The sequence below is a fragment of the uncultured Chitinophaga sp. genome, assembly GCF_902168175.1.
Classification (GTDB): Bacteria; Bacteroidota; Bacteroidia; order Chitinophagales; family Chitinophagaceae; genus Chitinophaga.
Genome location: NZ_CABHOU010000073.1, coordinates 47,137 through 61,916, shown reverse-complemented (window position 1 = coordinate 61,916; position 14,780 = coordinate 47,137). Strand labels below are relative to the sequence as shown.

13 protein-coding genes are annotated in these 14,780 nt (G+C 45.8%); 7 read left to right on the top strand and 6 right to left on the bottom strand.

Annotation, left to right across the window (positions count from 1 at the left end; translation table 11 throughout):
- Nucleotides 1–5: 5 nt before the first annotated feature.
- Complete coding sequence (locus tag QZT80_RS17060; protein ID WP_295124639.1) at nucleotides 6–1,304, top strand: hypothetical protein; 1,299 nt, start codon at nucleotides 6–8, stop codon at nucleotides 1,302–1,304.
- A gap of 38 nt (nucleotides 1,305–1,342) precedes the next feature.
- On the opposite strand, the gene QZT80_RS17055 is transcribed toward QZT80_RS17060, so the two are convergent.
- The 4 genes from QZT80_RS17055 to rpsF all read right to left on the bottom strand — a co-directional run bounded on the left by QZT80_RS17055 (nucleotide 1,343) and on the right by rpsF (nucleotide 2,946).
- Nucleotides 1,343–1,747 carry a hypothetical protein gene (locus QZT80_RS17055; protein ID WP_295124636.1) on the bottom strand — a complete coding sequence of 135 codons (405 nt, stop codon included), beginning with the start codon at nucleotides 1,745–1,747 and terminating at the stop codon, nucleotides 1,343–1,345.
- A gap of 119 nt (nucleotides 1,748–1,866) precedes the next feature.
- Nucleotides 1,867–2,313, bottom strand: coding sequence for a 50S ribosomal protein L9 (rplI, locus tag QZT80_RS17050; RefSeq protein ID WP_295124633.1), 447 nt, complete (start codon nucleotides 2,311–2,313; stop codon nucleotides 1,867–1,869).
- Between the two features lie 7 nt (nucleotides 2,314–2,320).
- Nucleotides 2,321–2,587 (bottom strand): 30S ribosomal protein S18, encoded by a 267-nt coding sequence (gene rpsR / locus QZT80_RS17045; protein WP_295124630.1) that lies wholly within the window; start codon nucleotides 2,585–2,587, stop codon nucleotides 2,321–2,323.
- Between the two features lie 5 nt (nucleotides 2,588–2,592).
- Complete coding sequence (gene rpsF, locus QZT80_RS17040) at nucleotides 2,593–2,946, bottom strand: 30S ribosomal protein S6 (RefSeq protein ID WP_295124628.1); 354 nt, start codon at nucleotides 2,944–2,946, stop codon at nucleotides 2,593–2,595.
- 996 nt (nucleotides 2,947–3,942) lie between these two features.
- On the opposite strand from rpsF, the gene htpG reads away from it, so the two are divergent.
- The 5 genes from htpG (at nucleotide 3,943) to QZT80_RS17015 (ending at nucleotide 10,143) form a co-directional block, all read left to right on the top strand.
- Nucleotides 3,943–5,766: a molecular chaperone HtpG gene (gene htpG, locus QZT80_RS17035; protein WP_367112875.1), complete on the top strand. Its 1,824-nt coding sequence runs from the start codon at nucleotides 3,943–3,945 to the stop codon at nucleotides 5,764–5,766.
- Between the two features lie 312 nt (nucleotides 5,767–6,078).
- The gene (locus QZT80_RS17030; protein ID WP_295124626.1) at nucleotides 6,079–6,915 is read left to right on the top strand and encodes a hypothetical protein; all 837 of its coding nucleotides are present in this window, start codon (nucleotides 6,079–6,081) and stop codon (nucleotides 6,913–6,915) included.
- Between the two features lie 302 nt (nucleotides 6,916–7,217).
- The gene (locus QZT80_RS17025) at nucleotides 7,218–8,105 is read left to right on the top strand and encodes a hypothetical protein (RefSeq protein WP_295124623.1); all 888 of its coding nucleotides are present in this window, start codon (nucleotides 7,218–7,220) and stop codon (nucleotides 8,103–8,105) included.
- Between the two features lie 335 nt (nucleotides 8,106–8,440).
- Nucleotides 8,441–9,280 carry an alpha/beta hydrolase-fold protein gene (locus tag QZT80_RS17020; protein ID WP_295124620.1) on the top strand — a complete coding sequence of 280 codons (840 nt, stop codon included), beginning with the start codon at nucleotides 8,441–8,443 and terminating at the stop codon, nucleotides 9,278–9,280.
- Between the two features lie 227 nt (nucleotides 9,281–9,507).
- Nucleotides 9,508–10,143 carry a PHB depolymerase family esterase gene (locus QZT80_RS17015; protein WP_295124617.1) on the top strand — a complete coding sequence of 212 codons (636 nt, stop codon included), beginning with the start codon at nucleotides 9,508–9,510 and terminating at the stop codon, nucleotides 10,141–10,143.
- Between the two features lie 65 nt (nucleotides 10,144–10,208).
- Here QZT80_RS17015 and recJ read toward each other — a convergent pair whose 3' ends face one another.
- On the bottom strand, nucleotides 10,209–11,906 hold the full coding sequence (gene recJ / locus QZT80_RS17010) for a single-stranded-DNA-specific exonuclease RecJ (RefSeq protein WP_295124614.1): 1,698 nt from the start codon (nucleotides 11,904–11,906) through the stop codon (nucleotides 10,209–10,211).
- Between the two features lie 17 nt (nucleotides 11,907–11,923).
- The gene (locus tag QZT80_RS17005) at nucleotides 11,924–12,889 is read right to left on the bottom strand and encodes a polyprenyl synthetase family protein (protein WP_295124611.1); all 966 of its coding nucleotides are present in this window, start codon (nucleotides 12,887–12,889) and stop codon (nucleotides 11,924–11,926) included.
- Between the two features lie 249 nt (nucleotides 12,890–13,138).
- Here QZT80_RS17005 and QZT80_RS17000 point away from each other — a divergent pair, with 249 nt between their 5' ends.
- The gene (locus QZT80_RS17000; protein WP_295124607.1) at nucleotides 13,139–14,689 is read left to right on the top strand and encodes an OmpA family protein; all 1,551 of its coding nucleotides are present in this window, start codon (nucleotides 13,139–13,141) and stop codon (nucleotides 14,687–14,689) included.
- Nucleotides 14,690–14,780: the final 91 nt, after the last annotated feature.

Sequence of the window (14,780 nt, the reverse complement as noted above, 5' to 3'; positions counted from 1 at the left end):
TTATTATGCTCGATTTACAAAGTCTGGGCGACCTCGGTATCTTCGATCAGCTGCATCCCGACCGCGCATTATTTAAACTGATAGATCATACCCGCACTGATAATGGTATGGAGCGACTTAAAGCCCGCCTCAAACAACCCATCAGCGACCGCGAAACCTTGCTTAAAACACAAGAGGCCATCCGTTATCTGCAGGCTAACATACAGCAGTTTAACCTGCCCGTAGCCAACGACGATATGTATTACCTCGAACGATACCTCGAGTCGAACATCGTACCGGTGAACGTTCATAACAAAGTAAAACGCACTATGCAGATCGTGAGCCGGCAACTCACCGATAAAAGCAATTACTTCTATATTACCAGTTCCGCCAAACGTGCTGCCTACTTCATGTTCTCGCTACAGCAGTTCCTCACAACTGTAATAAAACCAGAAGTGCCCGATGTTTTAAAAAGGCTGTTGGACCAGATGGACGATACCATCAATATGTTCGGCCTGCAAAGTCTGAAGCTGGACGATGAAGTGAGTGAAACCTCCATGTTCGTGTTCGACCATGCGTTTCGGGCAACCTACAAAAAACAGGTATCTGAGTTCCTGGAAATACTGTACGAACTCGATGCTTTATGTTCGCTGGCAAAGTTCAGTCATCGTTATAATTTAGTGTTCCCGGAAATTACCGAAGATAAGTTTGAGCTGAAAGGCCTTTACCATTTGCAGGTAAGACATGCCATTCCCAATGATATAGATTTTAACGAAGCGCACTGCCTGTTCCTCACCGGCGCTAACATGACCGGTAAGTCGACCCTCATCCGCGCTATTTGCCTGTCGGTGTATTTCGCTCACCTGGGCATAGGTGTTCCGGCAGCAGCAGCGCGTATCCCTTTATTCGCCGATATTGTGATCGCCATCAATAAAACCGACGACCTGCAGCGCGGTTACAGCCATTTTATGAGTGAGATCAAAAGAGTGAAACTGGCAGTAGAAAAAGTAAATGAAGGCAGAAAAGTATTCGCTGTATTCGACGAATTGTTTTCCGGCACCAATACAGAAGATGCCGCAGCCTGCCTGAGCATTGTATTAAACGGTATGGCCAAACGCCGTAACGGATTTTTTGTGTTCACCTCACATCTCGCCGCCATCCTGGACGAACTGCCGCATATGCAGCACGTGCAGCGCCGCTACCTCGAGGTGTTACACGAGGGCGAAGAAATTATCTGTACTTACAAACTAAAAGAAGGTGTGGCCCGCGACCGGATAGGGTTGTATACGTTAAGGAAAGAAGGACTCGAAGAGTTGCTGAAGTAATAAAGAAAACGCCTCCCGTACAGGAGGCGTTTTCGTATTTAATAAAATAACTGCGTAAGCACATTCGCCGCATCCGCCGCCTTAGGTTTAAGGCCCAGGAATTTCGTGTACTGCGCCAGGGACAATATCCCTTTCAGTTTACCGAAAAGTCCGTTTTGTAAGCCGGTAAGTTTAGAAGTATAGGCCGCTTTGTCTGTATTAAGCAATCCCATAATCCCCGATTTATCTTTCAGGAAACCGGTAACCGCGGTAAGTACGTTCGGCTTTTGCGCGGCGGAGAGGCCCAGCGCCGGTGTTAGTTTTCCGAGTATGGCATTGGCCGCACTGTTTACGTCGATACCGCCGGCTTGTGCAGCGCTTTTGGCTTTATCCAGTGTAACCTGGGCGGAGGAGATTAATGGCGAAAAGGCCAGTAGCAAAAGGAGGGGAATACATTTTAACATAGCAATGCTGATTTTAGTGTTTGTATAACAGGCAGCGCATGCTAATAGTTCAGGTAGGCATAAAAAAACAGGCCGCCGGTGAGGGCAGCCTGTTTAAACGTAATGTTTTATGGAGTGAACTACTCAGCCACTACTTCAAATTCCAGTTCAGCTTCGTTGCCTTTACCGAAATCAAGTTTCGCTTTGTAAGTACCCAGTTCTTTAACATCATCCAGGATGTGGATACGACGACGGTCGATCTCATAACCTTTCTGTTCTTTGATAGCGCGGGCGATCTGAACGCCAGTTACGCTACCGAAAATTTTACCGGAAGTACCGGTTTTAGCACCGATTTTAACAGGAGAAGCTTTCAGTACCTCAACCACTTTCGCGATTTCGGCAAGCATTTTCTCTTCCTTCACTTTCTGTACTTTCACGCGCTCGTCCAGTTGCTTCAGGTTAGAAGGGCTGGCTTCTACGGCAAATTTCTGAGGGATCAGGAAGTTCCTGGCGTAACCATTTTTTACGGCTACCAGCTCATTCTTCTGGCCCAGATTATCAACGTCTTGTATTAAGATAACTTGCATAACTTTCTTACTTTAAAAGGTCAGTAACATAAGGCAACAGAGCCATTTGACGGGCTTTTTTAATAGCCTCGGCTACTTTTCTCTGGAATTTCAGAGAGTTACCGGTGATACGGCGGGGCAACATCTTACCCTGGTCGTTCAGGAACTTCTTAAGGAACTCAGCATCTTTGTAATCGATATACTTGATGCCCAGTTTCTTGAAACGGCAGTATTTCTTCTGGCGTTTCTCAGTCTTAACAGCCGTTAAGTACTTAATTTCTTGTTTAACTGCCATAACTTTTAAGCTTCAACGGTTTTTGATTCAGCATTCAGGCTACCTTTTTTCCTTGCATTGTACGCTACTGCGTGCTTGTCAAGTTTAGTAACCATGTAACGCAATACATTTTCATCGCGATTAAGCTGGATCTTCAGCTTCTCATTGAGGTCGGATGGCGCAGTGAACTCCAGAACCAGGTACATGCCCGTGGTTTTCTTCTGGATCGGATACGCCAGTGATTTTAATCCCCAGGGATTTTCGTGCCCAATCACACCGCCGTTATCTCTGATAACGTCAGCAAATTTCTTCTGAATGGATTTTGCATCTTCTTCAGACAGCACAGGGGTAAAAATCACCATCAATTCGTAGTTTGACATAATTCCCTGATTTGTTTGTAAATGATAAAAAAATTAAAATTGGAGTGCAAAGATAGGGGTATTTTCTCAATTCCAAGCCTTGTCTGCCTTGTATTTCAAAGAAAAAAGGCCATCCACCCGGACAGCCTTCCTAATTGCATGGTTTTTTCAAAAAAGATTGTCCGGTTAACATGTTTTCGGGTGCCTCATTGGCTTCTGTATTATCAAAATGTTTAATGCTTACGTGGTTAGCAGGCATCATTTTCTGATAATGAGCGCAATTTATAACAGTTCACCCAATTTGACGAGGTTTCTATATAATGGAATTGTAATATTTTGGTTAACAAGGAATAGTAACAATATTAAGCCGCCGTTGTGTCACTCTCTTCAACCGCAAACCGCTGGCCGGGCGATAGGAGAAAATAATATCATCTTTGGCCTATCGACCGTCCGGCCATCCTATATCGATCCTTTATCCATCCTATATCCAAATCTTCTGAAACCCTTTGTGGTGGTGGTGGCTATTATAGGATGGATAAAGGATCGATATACCTTCGGTAAAGGGGGGCGCTATGGTGGCCGGTTTCGCCGTGTCGCCAGAAGAGGAACGCTTGCTGGGGCACAAGGTGGTATTGTAGGTTATTACCAGTTCGCTCGTTCTCCCGGCGTCGTTCGTAGATCATTCGAACATCCTTCTTACATCCTTCTTAAAAAGTGCCTGATTTACGAGGGTTTCAACAACAAATTACGAAGGATGTACGAAGGATCTTAAATAGATCCGTATCCACAGCGGGTTTCAACCGTAATGCAAATGTTGGGGAATTCCGGCTTTCAGGGGCAGATTGCGACAGTTTTTTTGCCCAATGTTGTAGCTGAAGTTGAAGGGAGTGACACAACGGCGGCTGAATAGTAGTACTGTTGCTGGTCCCATCCTTCTTATCCCGTCATCTTGTCAGCCTGCCGCCAATGGCACATACTTTGAAAATCATAAGGTCTAGCCAAAAAAATTAATTCATTATGCAGAAAGGAGCCATCCGCGTTCAAACGGAAAATATATTCCCCATCATTAAGAAATTCCTCTACTCAGATCACGAGATTTTTATCCGTGAGCTGGTGAGTAACGCTGTAGACGCCACCCAAAAACTGAAAACCCTTGCCAGTGTTGGCGAATTCAAGGGCGAAGTCGGTAATATCGACATTGAGATCAAGCTGGACAAAGAAGCTAAAACCATCACAATTTCCGACCATGGTATTGGTATGACCGGCGAGGAAGTGGATAAATACATTAACCAGGTAGCCTTTTCGGGTGCCGAAGAGTTCGTGAATAAATATAAAGGACAGGAAAACAGCGCCAACATTATCGGTCACTTTGGCCTGGGCTTCTATTCTTCCTTTATGGTGAGCGAAAAAGTGGAGATCCGCACCAAATCCTGGAAAGATGCCCCTGCGGTTCGTTGGGAATGCGATGGCAGCCCGGAATTTGAACTGGAAGAAACCGAAAAAGAAGACCGTGGTACCGACATCGTGATGTACGTGAATGAAGAAAGCCAGGAGTTCCTGGACGAAGGCCGCATCCGCAGCATCCTCGAAAAGTTCTGCCGCTTCCTGCCAGTGCCTATAAAATTTGAAGGTAACCAGGTAAATAATCCTAGTCCCGCCTGGACAAAGAAACCCAGCGAACTGACTACAGAAGATTACCAGAACTTTTACAAAGAGCTGTACCCGTACTCCGAACCACCGCTGTTCTGGATTCACCTGAACGTAGACTATCCGTTCAACCTTACCGGCATCCTGTATTTCCCGACGATCAAAAAGACGTTCGAAATGCAGAAGGATAAGATCAACCTCTACAGCAACCAGGTATATGTAACCGACGAGGTAAAAGACATTGTACCCGAGTTCCTGATGCTGTTACACGGTGTGATCGACAGTCCGGACATTCCGCTGAACGTTAGCCGCAGTTACCTGCAGGGCGATCCGAACGTGCGTAAGATCAACTCACATATCACCAAAAAAGTAGCCGACAAGCTGGACGAGATATTCCGCAACGACCGCAAATCGTTTGAAGAGAAATGGGAGCATACCGGCCTGTTCGTGAAATACGGTATGATGACCGACGATAAGTTCTATGAGAAAGCAAATAAGTTTTTGCTGATGGAAGACGTGGACGGTGGCACCTTTTATACTCTTGACGAACTGCGTGAAGCCAGTAAAGCGTTACAAACCAATAAAGAAGGTAAACTGGTCATCCTGTACACCACCAATCCCGTGCAGCAGGACAGTTACATATGGGGAGCCAAATCAAAAGGGTATAAGGTAATTAAGCTCGAAACCATTGTGGATGCGGCCTTCATTAACACCATTGAGCAGAAGTGGGATAATGTGCAGTTTACCCGTGTAGACGCCGATATTGCGGACAACCTGATCGACAGCAACGAAAACACCGACAGCGTGTTGACCGAAGACCAGACTACACAACTGAAAGAAATATTCACCTTCCAGTTGCAGTCGCAGCCAAATATTAAAGTGGACCTCAAAGGTTTGCAGGCCGACGCGCAACCAGTAATCGTAACCCGTTCCGAGTTCATGCGCCGTATGAAAGATATGGCGGCAGTAAGCGGTCAGGCCAACAACTGGTATTCCCAGTTGCCCGATGAAATTACGATGACCGTAAACGCGAACCATCCCATTTACCAGGACGTGCTGAAAGAGGCAGATGGTGGTCGCCAGCAGAAGCTGGTGCGTAACCTCGCCGACCTTGCTTTGTTATCGCAGAACCTGCTCACCGGCGCAGACCTTACCGCATTTGTGCATCGCAGTGTGGAATTATTAAAAGCGTAATTACGTTTAAAATAGCATATTACGGCATAGAAGAAAATATTCTTTTATGCCGTATTTTTTTAATTTATCTTTTTTCTAATAATATATTTGTTTTAATAATAGATAGCTTTTACGTTTCCCCCTAAATCCTCGTCTGTAAAAGGATTGCGGAGCCTGTTGTGCATCAGCACAGCAGTTGGTTTCTGGCATAAGTTTTTCCCTTATACAATACAGCCTTAGTAAACCGCGTTCGCTGATATGAAAACCCGGGTGCTTTTCGAGAGGGCATCCTTTTCTGGACATTTATTTACCATATCACTTAAAACCTCTTTTATGTTTACCATTAAAAGCATGACTGCTATTGCAGTAAAAAGAATGTTCGTGCCCATGGCGGCCAGTTTAACGATGTTTTTTGCATCGTGTTCTAAAGAAGATAGTACTGCACCAATTACTACTGACGATGAGGTACTGGTAGCACCCAACCAGGCAGGTTTCGTAAAACAGCCCGCATTATGGTCGGTTAAAACCCTTACCGGATCGAGGGCTTCAGAAGCCGGCGGTATTAATCCGCAGTACCTGCTGTACACCACTTCCACCTACAACACACACACCAGTTCCAAATGGCCGGTAATTATCTTCCTGCATGGAATTGGAGAGCGTGGCACCAACATCAATGTCATTAAAAACGTTGGTCTGCCTAAGAAAATAGGCAACCAAACCGATTTCATGTTCCTGGTAATTGCGCCACAGTGTAAGCCCGACACCTGGTGGGACATTCGTAGTCTGAACGCATTGTATGCAGAAGTGATTGAAAAGTACAACGTTGATCCTCAGCGCATTTACCTCACCGGTTTAAGCATGGGCGGTTACGGTGCATGGGATTGGGCCATGCTGAATCCGGAGAAGTTTGCGGCAGTAGCACCTATTTGTGGCGGTGCCGACTACCTGGACAAAGCGGCTAACATGAAAAATGTGCCCGCATGGACGTTCCATAATGCCAATGACCCAACTGTGGGCGTAGAAAACACCAGGGAGATAGTACGTGTATTGCGTAATGCAGGTAATACCCGCGTGAAATACACCGAAAACCCAACCGGAGGTCACGATGCCTGGACCAAAGCTTACGCCAACAACGACCTTTACAGCTGGTTTAAATCTTATCGCAAGTAAACAGAGAACACTGATTTTTAGCCCTGGGGGAAATATTTTCGAATATTTCCCCCATTTTGTTTTTTTATAAAGTGTGATAATTAAATCGATCTATATAGCTGATAATTAAAAGAATGCTCTAAAAATACAACGCACTAATAGCGCGGTCAGGTGTCAGTCTCATCCGTGGTAAGCCCCTCTGCTACCAAATTTGGCGCAATTTTTTCTACAGATTGGGAACCTATATCAAAATAAAATCCAACGAATCGAGTTTTAGAGGAACGCCTCCGAAGGCCATTTTTACACCATATCAAGGAAAACTAATGATAACAACACAAAACCAATGGTTTACCAGACCTATGACACTAGCCACGTTCTTTTTTGCAGCGTGGATTTCCATTACATCATGCGGTAAAGAAAACAGTATCACGCCTATTACAGATGGGCATGGTAATGTAGATACCACCGGCACAGGCGGAGGCAAGGATACCACCAGCACCGGCGGCGGTAAAGATACGACCAATACCGGCGGGGCTAAAGACGACTTTGCGCAGCAAACACCAGGTATATCCGTTAAAACCCTGGTACGTTCAGCACCGGCGATTAACAAACAATATGTGCTGTATACACCGTCGACCTACAACACCGATAAAACTAAAAAATGGCCGCTTATTATATTCCTGCATGGAGTAGGAGAGCGGGGTAGCAATATTAATTCCGTAAAAAATGTTGGACTGGCGAAGAAACTGGCCAACGATAAAGATTTCCAGTTCGTGATGATCGCACCACAATGTAATATCGATAGCTGGTGGGATATGCCAAGCCTGAATACACTGCTTACCGAGGCGCTGGCCGATTACAACGTAGATCCCAGTCGCGTGTACCTTACCGGTTTAAGCATGGGTGGTTACGGTACCTGGAACTGGGGAGCGCTTTATCCAGATAAATTTGCAGCCATTGTTCCTATTTGCGGTGCCACCGATTACCCCGATAAAATAAAGAACCTTAAAAACACACCAGTTTGGGCCTTTCATAACGCAAACGACCCAACGGTAGGAGTAGAGCATAGCCGTAACATTGTGGCCGAATTGAAGGGGCTGGGCAACACCCGGGTTAAATATACCGAAAACGCCACCGGTGGCCACGATGCCTGGACTAAAGCTTACAACACGCCCGAATTGTATACCTGGCTGTTGCAGTATAAAAAGTAATCATCATTGCCAGATAAGTCCCTGAAAATTATATTAGAAGGGAAACGCGAAAGTGCAAAATGAAAAACGTGCTATTGTTTAGTACGCGATCATTTTGCACTTTTGCATTAATACAAGTTCGAGATACCTGTGTATTACGTTTAACCTGAGGTAGAAAAACAAGTTAGTATTTTAGCAGCAGAAAAAAATTAAACGAAAAGGCTATTGAGTAATGCAGTGAAACTCAGCGCCCGCTTTATCCATCTCATACTGATTTTAACCGCCTTTATAACCTACGCAACCGGCTTGTTATGACAAGCGCGGGCCGTGTTTTTATACCGATTATCTAAATATCTATGTACAGCAAATTGACCCGTATGCCACTGGTAGTGGCTGCCCTTACTATGTTCCTGGGCGTAATGTGTATGTTATCCTGCGGAAAAAACAATGTTGATCCGGATAAAAATCCGACAGACACGATCACTAACCCCGGCGGCGGTGGTGGTGGCACCAAACCTGTAACCTTTGTACCACAAACTTCCGGCTTATTGGTGAAGAAAATGACAAACAGGGATACCGGAGGTATCAGTTCCCAATACGTTCTTTACATTCCGCAGGGTTATAACGACAATAAAGAAAAGTTGTGGCCCACGATCATTTACCTGCATGGCCTGGGCGAGCGAGGTAATGATATTGAACTGGTGAGAAATACCGGTCTTGCCAAAAGAGTAAATGGCACCACCGACCTGAATTTTATTGTTATTGCGCCACAGTGTAATAAGGGCACCTGGTGGGATTTGCCGAGCGTAGCGAGGTTATATGACGAGGTGATTAAAATCTATAATATCGATCAGTCGCGTATGTACCTTACTGGCAACAGCATGGGCGGTTTTGCCTCCTGGACCTGGGCTATTATGCGCCAGGACCGTTTCGCGGCCATCGCACCAATTAGTGCGCCTAAGCCAGACAACTGGGCCGATGTATGTAAAACCAGCAGCCGCCCGATATGGACTTTTCACAATGCGAACGATGAGCAGGTGCGTGTGGCGGATGCGCGTTTTATGGACACGGCCATTATGAAATGTAATGCTACCAAATTCAAATACACTGAAAATCCTACCGGCGGCCACGATGCCTGGACGAAAGTATACAACGATCCGGCTTTTTATGAGTGGATGCTGCAGTATAAAAAGTAGAAGTGACAACGAAACTATTTCCCCGGTATATAACGTTTATCAATGATGTTATGTCCGGGGATTTTTTTTTGATACATTTATACCGGAAACTAACCATCGTGCTATTTAGATCTATACACCGACTGCTATGCTGCTGCCTGCTTATATGCATGGGCACCTCCCCCCTATATGCTTTTACTGAGCCAGATACGACTTATTATTATACGAAGCAGCCTCCGGGTATTTCCGTGAAAAAAGTAAGGTTGCCGGGCAAAAGTATCGATCAGTATGTGCTGTATACACCATCTACCTATAATACCAATACCAGTAAACGTTGGCCGGTACTCATTTTCCTGCATGGAAAAGGAGAGCGGGGTGATAATATAAACCTGGTGAAGCAAATGGGGATTCCGCATCGCCTTCGCGATATGAGTAATTTTCCATTTGTGGTGATTGCGCCGCAGTGTAAACTAAACGTCAACACCTGGGATGTGGCGAGCCTCAACGCTTTGTGGCCCGACATTGTACGTCTGTACCGCATAGATACCAACCGCGTATACCTTACTGGCCTGAGCATGGGCGGTAACGGCACCTGGATGTGGGGCATGAACGATCCTGATAAATTCGCCGCGCTCGCGCCCATGTGTGGCTGGGGCAATCCGGCTAGGGCCTGCGCGCTGAAAGACAAGCCCATGAAAGTATATCACAATACCGATGACGATACCGTGCCGGTTACCGGTTCAAGGAAACTGGTAAATGCGATCAAAGCCTGTGGCGGAAAAATGCTGGAGTACATAGAGAAACCAACCGGCGGGCACGATGCCTGGTCTACTCCCTATTACGATGTGAAGTTTTACGAATGGCTGCTGAAGCAGTCTAAATAAAAGATAGTCGAATTAAAAAGGGCTGGCTACACCACGTATAGCCAGCCCTTTTGTTTTCATATCAATCAGGAGGGGCGAATGTCTATCACCTTCAGTTGAAGGGTAGTGGCGCCATTCCATTCATTTTCTTCGATAGTAAATACGATGTCGAAAGGTTTTTTGCTGCTCACGATCGGGTACTTATCAGCCATATAAAAACCGATGCCGGAGAAAGACGGTCCGTAGCGTTGTTTCACAGATATCTTCAGGTGTTCTTTTACTATACAGGAGTGGCCGGTATCGATTACATATTTTGCAATAAAAACGGGGCGCAGGTTTTCCGGGCCCAGCGGTTCAAATTGTTTGAGTATGTTAAAGAACGCCGGTGTGATATCAGCGAAACTGATTTCCGTGTCGATTACAATTTCAGGGATCAGTTGGTCAGGACTGATGGTAGACGACACCACTTCTTCGAACTTTTCCTGGAAAGCTTTCACGTTTTCCGGCTTCAGTGTCATACCGGCCGCATAAAAGTGGCCGCCGTAGTTTTCCAGCAGGTCTTTGCAGCGGTGAATAGCTTCGTATACATTGAAGCCAGACACCGAACGTGCGGAGCCCGCCACTTTATCGTTTGATTGAGTAAGAATGATAGTGGGACGGTAATAGTATTTATCGATCAGTCTCGAAGCCACAATACCTACCACGCCTTTATGCCAGTGTGGTTGAAATAAGACCGTAGATTTCCGGGATGCCTGCGTGTCGTCGTTTTGAATGAGTTCAACAGCTTCTTTGGTAATCGTCATGTCAATTTCCTTGCGGTCGAAATTGTCGGAGTGCAGTATTTCGGCGATTGCCATCGCTTTATCGAAATCCTTTTCTATGAAAAGGTTTACGGCTTTACGGGCATCGTCCATACGGCCGGCGGCATTTACGCGCGGGGCGATAACGAATACAAGGTTAGAAGTAGTCAGTTTTTCTTTCAATCCGCTTAACTGCACCAGCGATTTGATAGCAGGGCTGGGGTCTTCATTCACTTTTTTGATGCCGAAGAAGGCCAGTACGCGGTTTTCGCCGGTCATGGGTACAATATCGGCGGCTATGCTGGTAGCAACGAGGTCGAGGAAAGGATACACCTTTTCCATGGGCATGCCTCGTTTTTGGGCGAGTGCGCTTATCAGCTTAAAACCAATACCACAGCCACTTAGTTCTTTATAAGGATAAGGGCAGTCGCGTTGCTTGGGATTAAGGATGGCCACGGCTTCCGGCAATATTGCATCCGGCAGGTGGTGATCGCATATAATGAAGTCGATGCCTTTGGTTTTGGCCTGGGCTATCAGTTCTACCGATTTAATACCGCAGTCCAGCGCTATAATAAGGCTGATATCATTTTCAACCGCGTAGTCGATACCTTGTTGCGAAATACCGTAGCCTTCGCGGTAGCGGTGCGGCAGGTAAAATTCAATATTACTGTAAATAGATTCGAGGAAAGTATATACGGTGGCAACGGCGGTGGTGCCGTCTACATCATAATCGCCATATACCAGTATTTTTTCCCTGCGGAAGAAAGCTTCTTCCAGGCGGGAAATGGCAATGTCCATATCCTTCATCAGCCATGGATCTACGAGATCGTTGAGGGTAGGGCGGAAGAAGTGTCTGGCGGCATCAAAAGTTTTTATACCGCGTTGCACGAGCAGGCGGCATAGTATGTGATGAATGCGTAGCGCAGCCTGAAGCGACCGTTCGGGCCCCGGTTCATATTTTTTTACTGTCCAACGTTTCTGCATGAAAGATGCTTGCAATTTTAGAACGTGCGATCGGTTGTATATCGCACGAGTGACTCAAGGCCACCTCTGATTTCATTGTCTGGCAGCTGATGTAAGATCTCTAATGCTTCATCACGGTATTGCAGCATTTTTTCCTGGGCATATTTGATGCCTCCGCTGGTTTTCACCAGTTCGATTACCTGCGCAACTTTGTCTTTGTCAGTATTATGATTCTTGACAATATTAATAATTTGCTTACGTGTGTCTGAATCGGCATTTTGGAGAGTATAAATAAGAGGGAGGGTCATTTTCTTTTCCCTTATATCTATCCCGGTAGGTTTACCGATGTTGGCAGTCCCGTAATCAAAAAGATCGTCTTTAATCTGGAAGGCCACGCCTACTTTCTCACCGAATTTGTGCATGAGTGCTGTGGATCGCTCGTCACCGCTGGCGCTCCAGGCTCCGGCAGCGCAGGCAGCAGCCAGCAGGGAGGCGGTTTTGCGGCGGATAATATCAAAGTAAACATCTTCTTTAATATTAAGTCGCCTGGCTTTCTCCATTTGCAGGAGTTCGCCTTCGCTCATTTCCCTGACAGCTTCGGTAAGAATTTCCAGCGAGCGGAAGTCCTTGTTATTTAAAGATAACAAAAGTCCCTTAGAAAGGAGGTAGTCGCCGACTAAAACGGCTATTTTATTCTTCCACAAGGCGTTTACGGAGAAAAAGCCCCTTCGTTCAAGGGCATCGTCCACCACATCGTCGTGTACCAGGGAGGCAGTGTGCAATAATTCCACAAGCGCGGCGGCCCTGAATGAACTTTCTTCGATCTTATCTGTAAATAATCTGGCAGAAAGTAACACAAACATGGGACGGATCTGTTTTCCCTTTCTCTTCACGATGTAATGCATGATCCTGTCCAGCAGAGGCACATGGCTCTTCACCGAGTCAGCAAACTTGCTCTCGAAATCGTGTAATTCCTTCCTGATCAGATATTTAATTTCCTCCATTTGTTAAAATAAAAAAGGATTGCTAAGCTAGGCTTAAAATACCACATTTTGATAATTTGGCCCCGAATTTGCTAATAATGCTGAAATTGCAATGGTATAGAACATTGAATAATACTTAATTTTGAGGCACTTATCAATGAAAATAAAATCGCAATAAAAATTTGTATATTCATTAAGGATTTTTACCTTTGCTTGGTAAAAAACGAGTTAATAGTAAATTTTTAACAGTTTTTAAATAAAAAAACAATTATGGCAAGCAAAAAGTACTTATTACTGGCAGGTGCTATGAGCCTTCTGGCTTCTACCAGTTTTGCGCAAGTTAAGCCCAACCTGGATGTTCTGGACTCTTCCAAAGTAGCCCCGTCCAAAATGGCGCAATTTAACGCATTCAAAAATCATCAATCTGATTATCCTGCGAAACCAAGGGATATGTGGGAACTGGGTTTCCATGGCGGTCTTCACTTCATCGTAGGTGACGTTGCTGCAAGACCAGGTTTCGGTGGCGGTCTGTCAATCAGAAAATCGCTGGGTCACGTATTCTCTATCCGTGGTGAGTACACAGGTTCTTTTGACTACGGTCTGGATTACAAACTGCGTCCGGTGACTTCAAGCACTGTAGGTGGTAACCCATGGGCTACAACTGCAGCTGCAAATGGTGGTAACATCGTTGCAAACTACAAAACAGCTACACACGCACTGTCTTTGGATATGATCGCGTCCCTGAGCAACATCCTCTTCTACAAATCACAGCCTAAAGTAAACTGGTATGTATTCATGGGTTACGGTCTGCTGCTTGCTGACGTAGACGTTGATGCCCTGAACGGCGGTGCTGCTTACAACTACTCTGGTATTGACTTTGGCGGTAAACGTAAAGACATCAGAGATCAGTTGAAAGATCTGTATGACCTGGATTATGAGCAAAATGCTCCTTCTCAGGGTAACAGGGTTACCATTGGTCGTAAAGACGACAACCAGCTCCTGCGTCATGCACTGGAAACTGGTACTGGTCTCTCTTTCAAAGTATCAAAACGCTTTAACATTGGTGTTGAAGAAAAAATCACCCTGCCTTTCGATGATTATCTGGACGGCTTCTTCGGTGGTGCTTCAGACCAGAATAAAGACTTCATCAGCTACACCAGCCTTCGTCTGAACTTCAACCTGGGTAAAACTTCTAAACGCGTTGAGCCACTGTGGTGGGTTAACCCGCTGGATTTCGCCTACAACGAGCTGACTTCACCTCGTCGTATGAAAATCCCAACTCCAGTTCTGCCTGACGCTGATGGCGATGGCGTAACTGACCAGTTCGATCGCGAGCCTAACACTCCTGCTGGTGCTCCAGTTGACGTGAACGGTGTTGCTAAAGATACTGACGGTGACGGTGTTCCTGACTACAAAGACAAACAGCTGATCACGCCTACTTACTGCTTCCCAGTTGATGCAGACGGTGTTGGTAAATGCCCAGATCCTGAGTGCTGCAAAAACATGGTTCAGCAGACTCCATGTGCTTCACTGGTTCTGCCTAGCGTTACCTTCAAAGGTTCTTCTACCAAAGTTAGCAGCGACAACGAAGCCATCCTGGCTAGCGTAGCTGCTTCTCTGAAAGCTAACCCTTCTTGTAACGTGCTGATCACTGGCCACGCTGGTGAGAAAGCTAAGAAAGGTGGTGTTGACCTGAGCTCACGCCGTGTTGACGCAGTAGTTGATTACCTGGCTGACAAGCAAGGTATCGATCGCGGCCGCTTCATCAAACAAAACACTCCTGGTGATGCTGGTACTGTTGATATAGCTCCTGCTAACTAATCAATACCACACACTGGTAAAATAACTGAACAGGCTGCCTACTAGGTGGCCTGTTCTTTTTTTAGTAGCTATTGGCCATTGCCGATATTTA

Bases quoted from the DNA above. Each gene is read 5' to 3' on its own strand.
- QZT80_RS17060 (WP_295124639.1), top strand. From the start codon at position 6: ATGCTCGATTTACAAAGTCTGGGCGACCTCGGTATCTTCGATCAGCTG.
- QZT80_RS17055 (WP_295124636.1), bottom strand. From the start codon at position 1,747: ATGTTAAAATGTATTCCCCTCCTTTTGCTACTGGCCTTTTCGCCATTA.
- rplI (WP_295124633.1), bottom strand. From the start codon at position 2,313: ATGCAAGTTATCTTAATACAAGACGTTGATAATCTGGGCCAGAAGAAT.
- rpsR (WP_295124630.1), bottom strand. From the start codon at position 2,587: ATGGCAGTTAAACAAGAAATTAAGTACTTAACGGCTGTTAAGACTGAG.
- rpsF (WP_295124628.1), bottom strand. From the start codon at position 2,946: ATGTCAAACTACGAATTGATGGTGATTTTTACCCCTGTGCTGTCTGAA.
- htpG (WP_367112875.1), top strand. From the start codon at position 3,943: ATGCAGAAAGGAGCCATCCGCGTTCAAACGGAAAATATATTCCCCATC.
- QZT80_RS17030 (WP_295124626.1), top strand. From the start codon at position 6,079: ATGTTTACCATTAAAAGCATGACTGCTATTGCAGTAAAAAGAATGTTC.
- QZT80_RS17025 (WP_295124623.1), top strand. From the start codon at position 7,218: ATGATAACAACACAAAACCAATGGTTTACCAGACCTATGACACTAGCC.
- QZT80_RS17020 (WP_295124620.1), top strand. From the start codon at position 8,441: ATGTACAGCAAATTGACCCGTATGCCACTGGTAGTGGCTGCCCTTACT.
- recJ (WP_295124614.1), bottom strand. From the start codon at position 11,906: ATGCAGAAACGTTGGACAGTAAAAAAATATGAACCGGGGCCCGAACGG.
- QZT80_RS17005 (WP_295124611.1), bottom strand. From the start codon at position 12,889: ATGGAGGAAATTAAATATCTGATCAGGAAGGAATTACACGATTTCGAG.
- QZT80_RS17000 (WP_295124607.1), top strand. From the start codon at position 13,139: ATGGCAAGCAAAAAGTACTTATTACTGGCAGGTGCTATGAGCCTTCTG.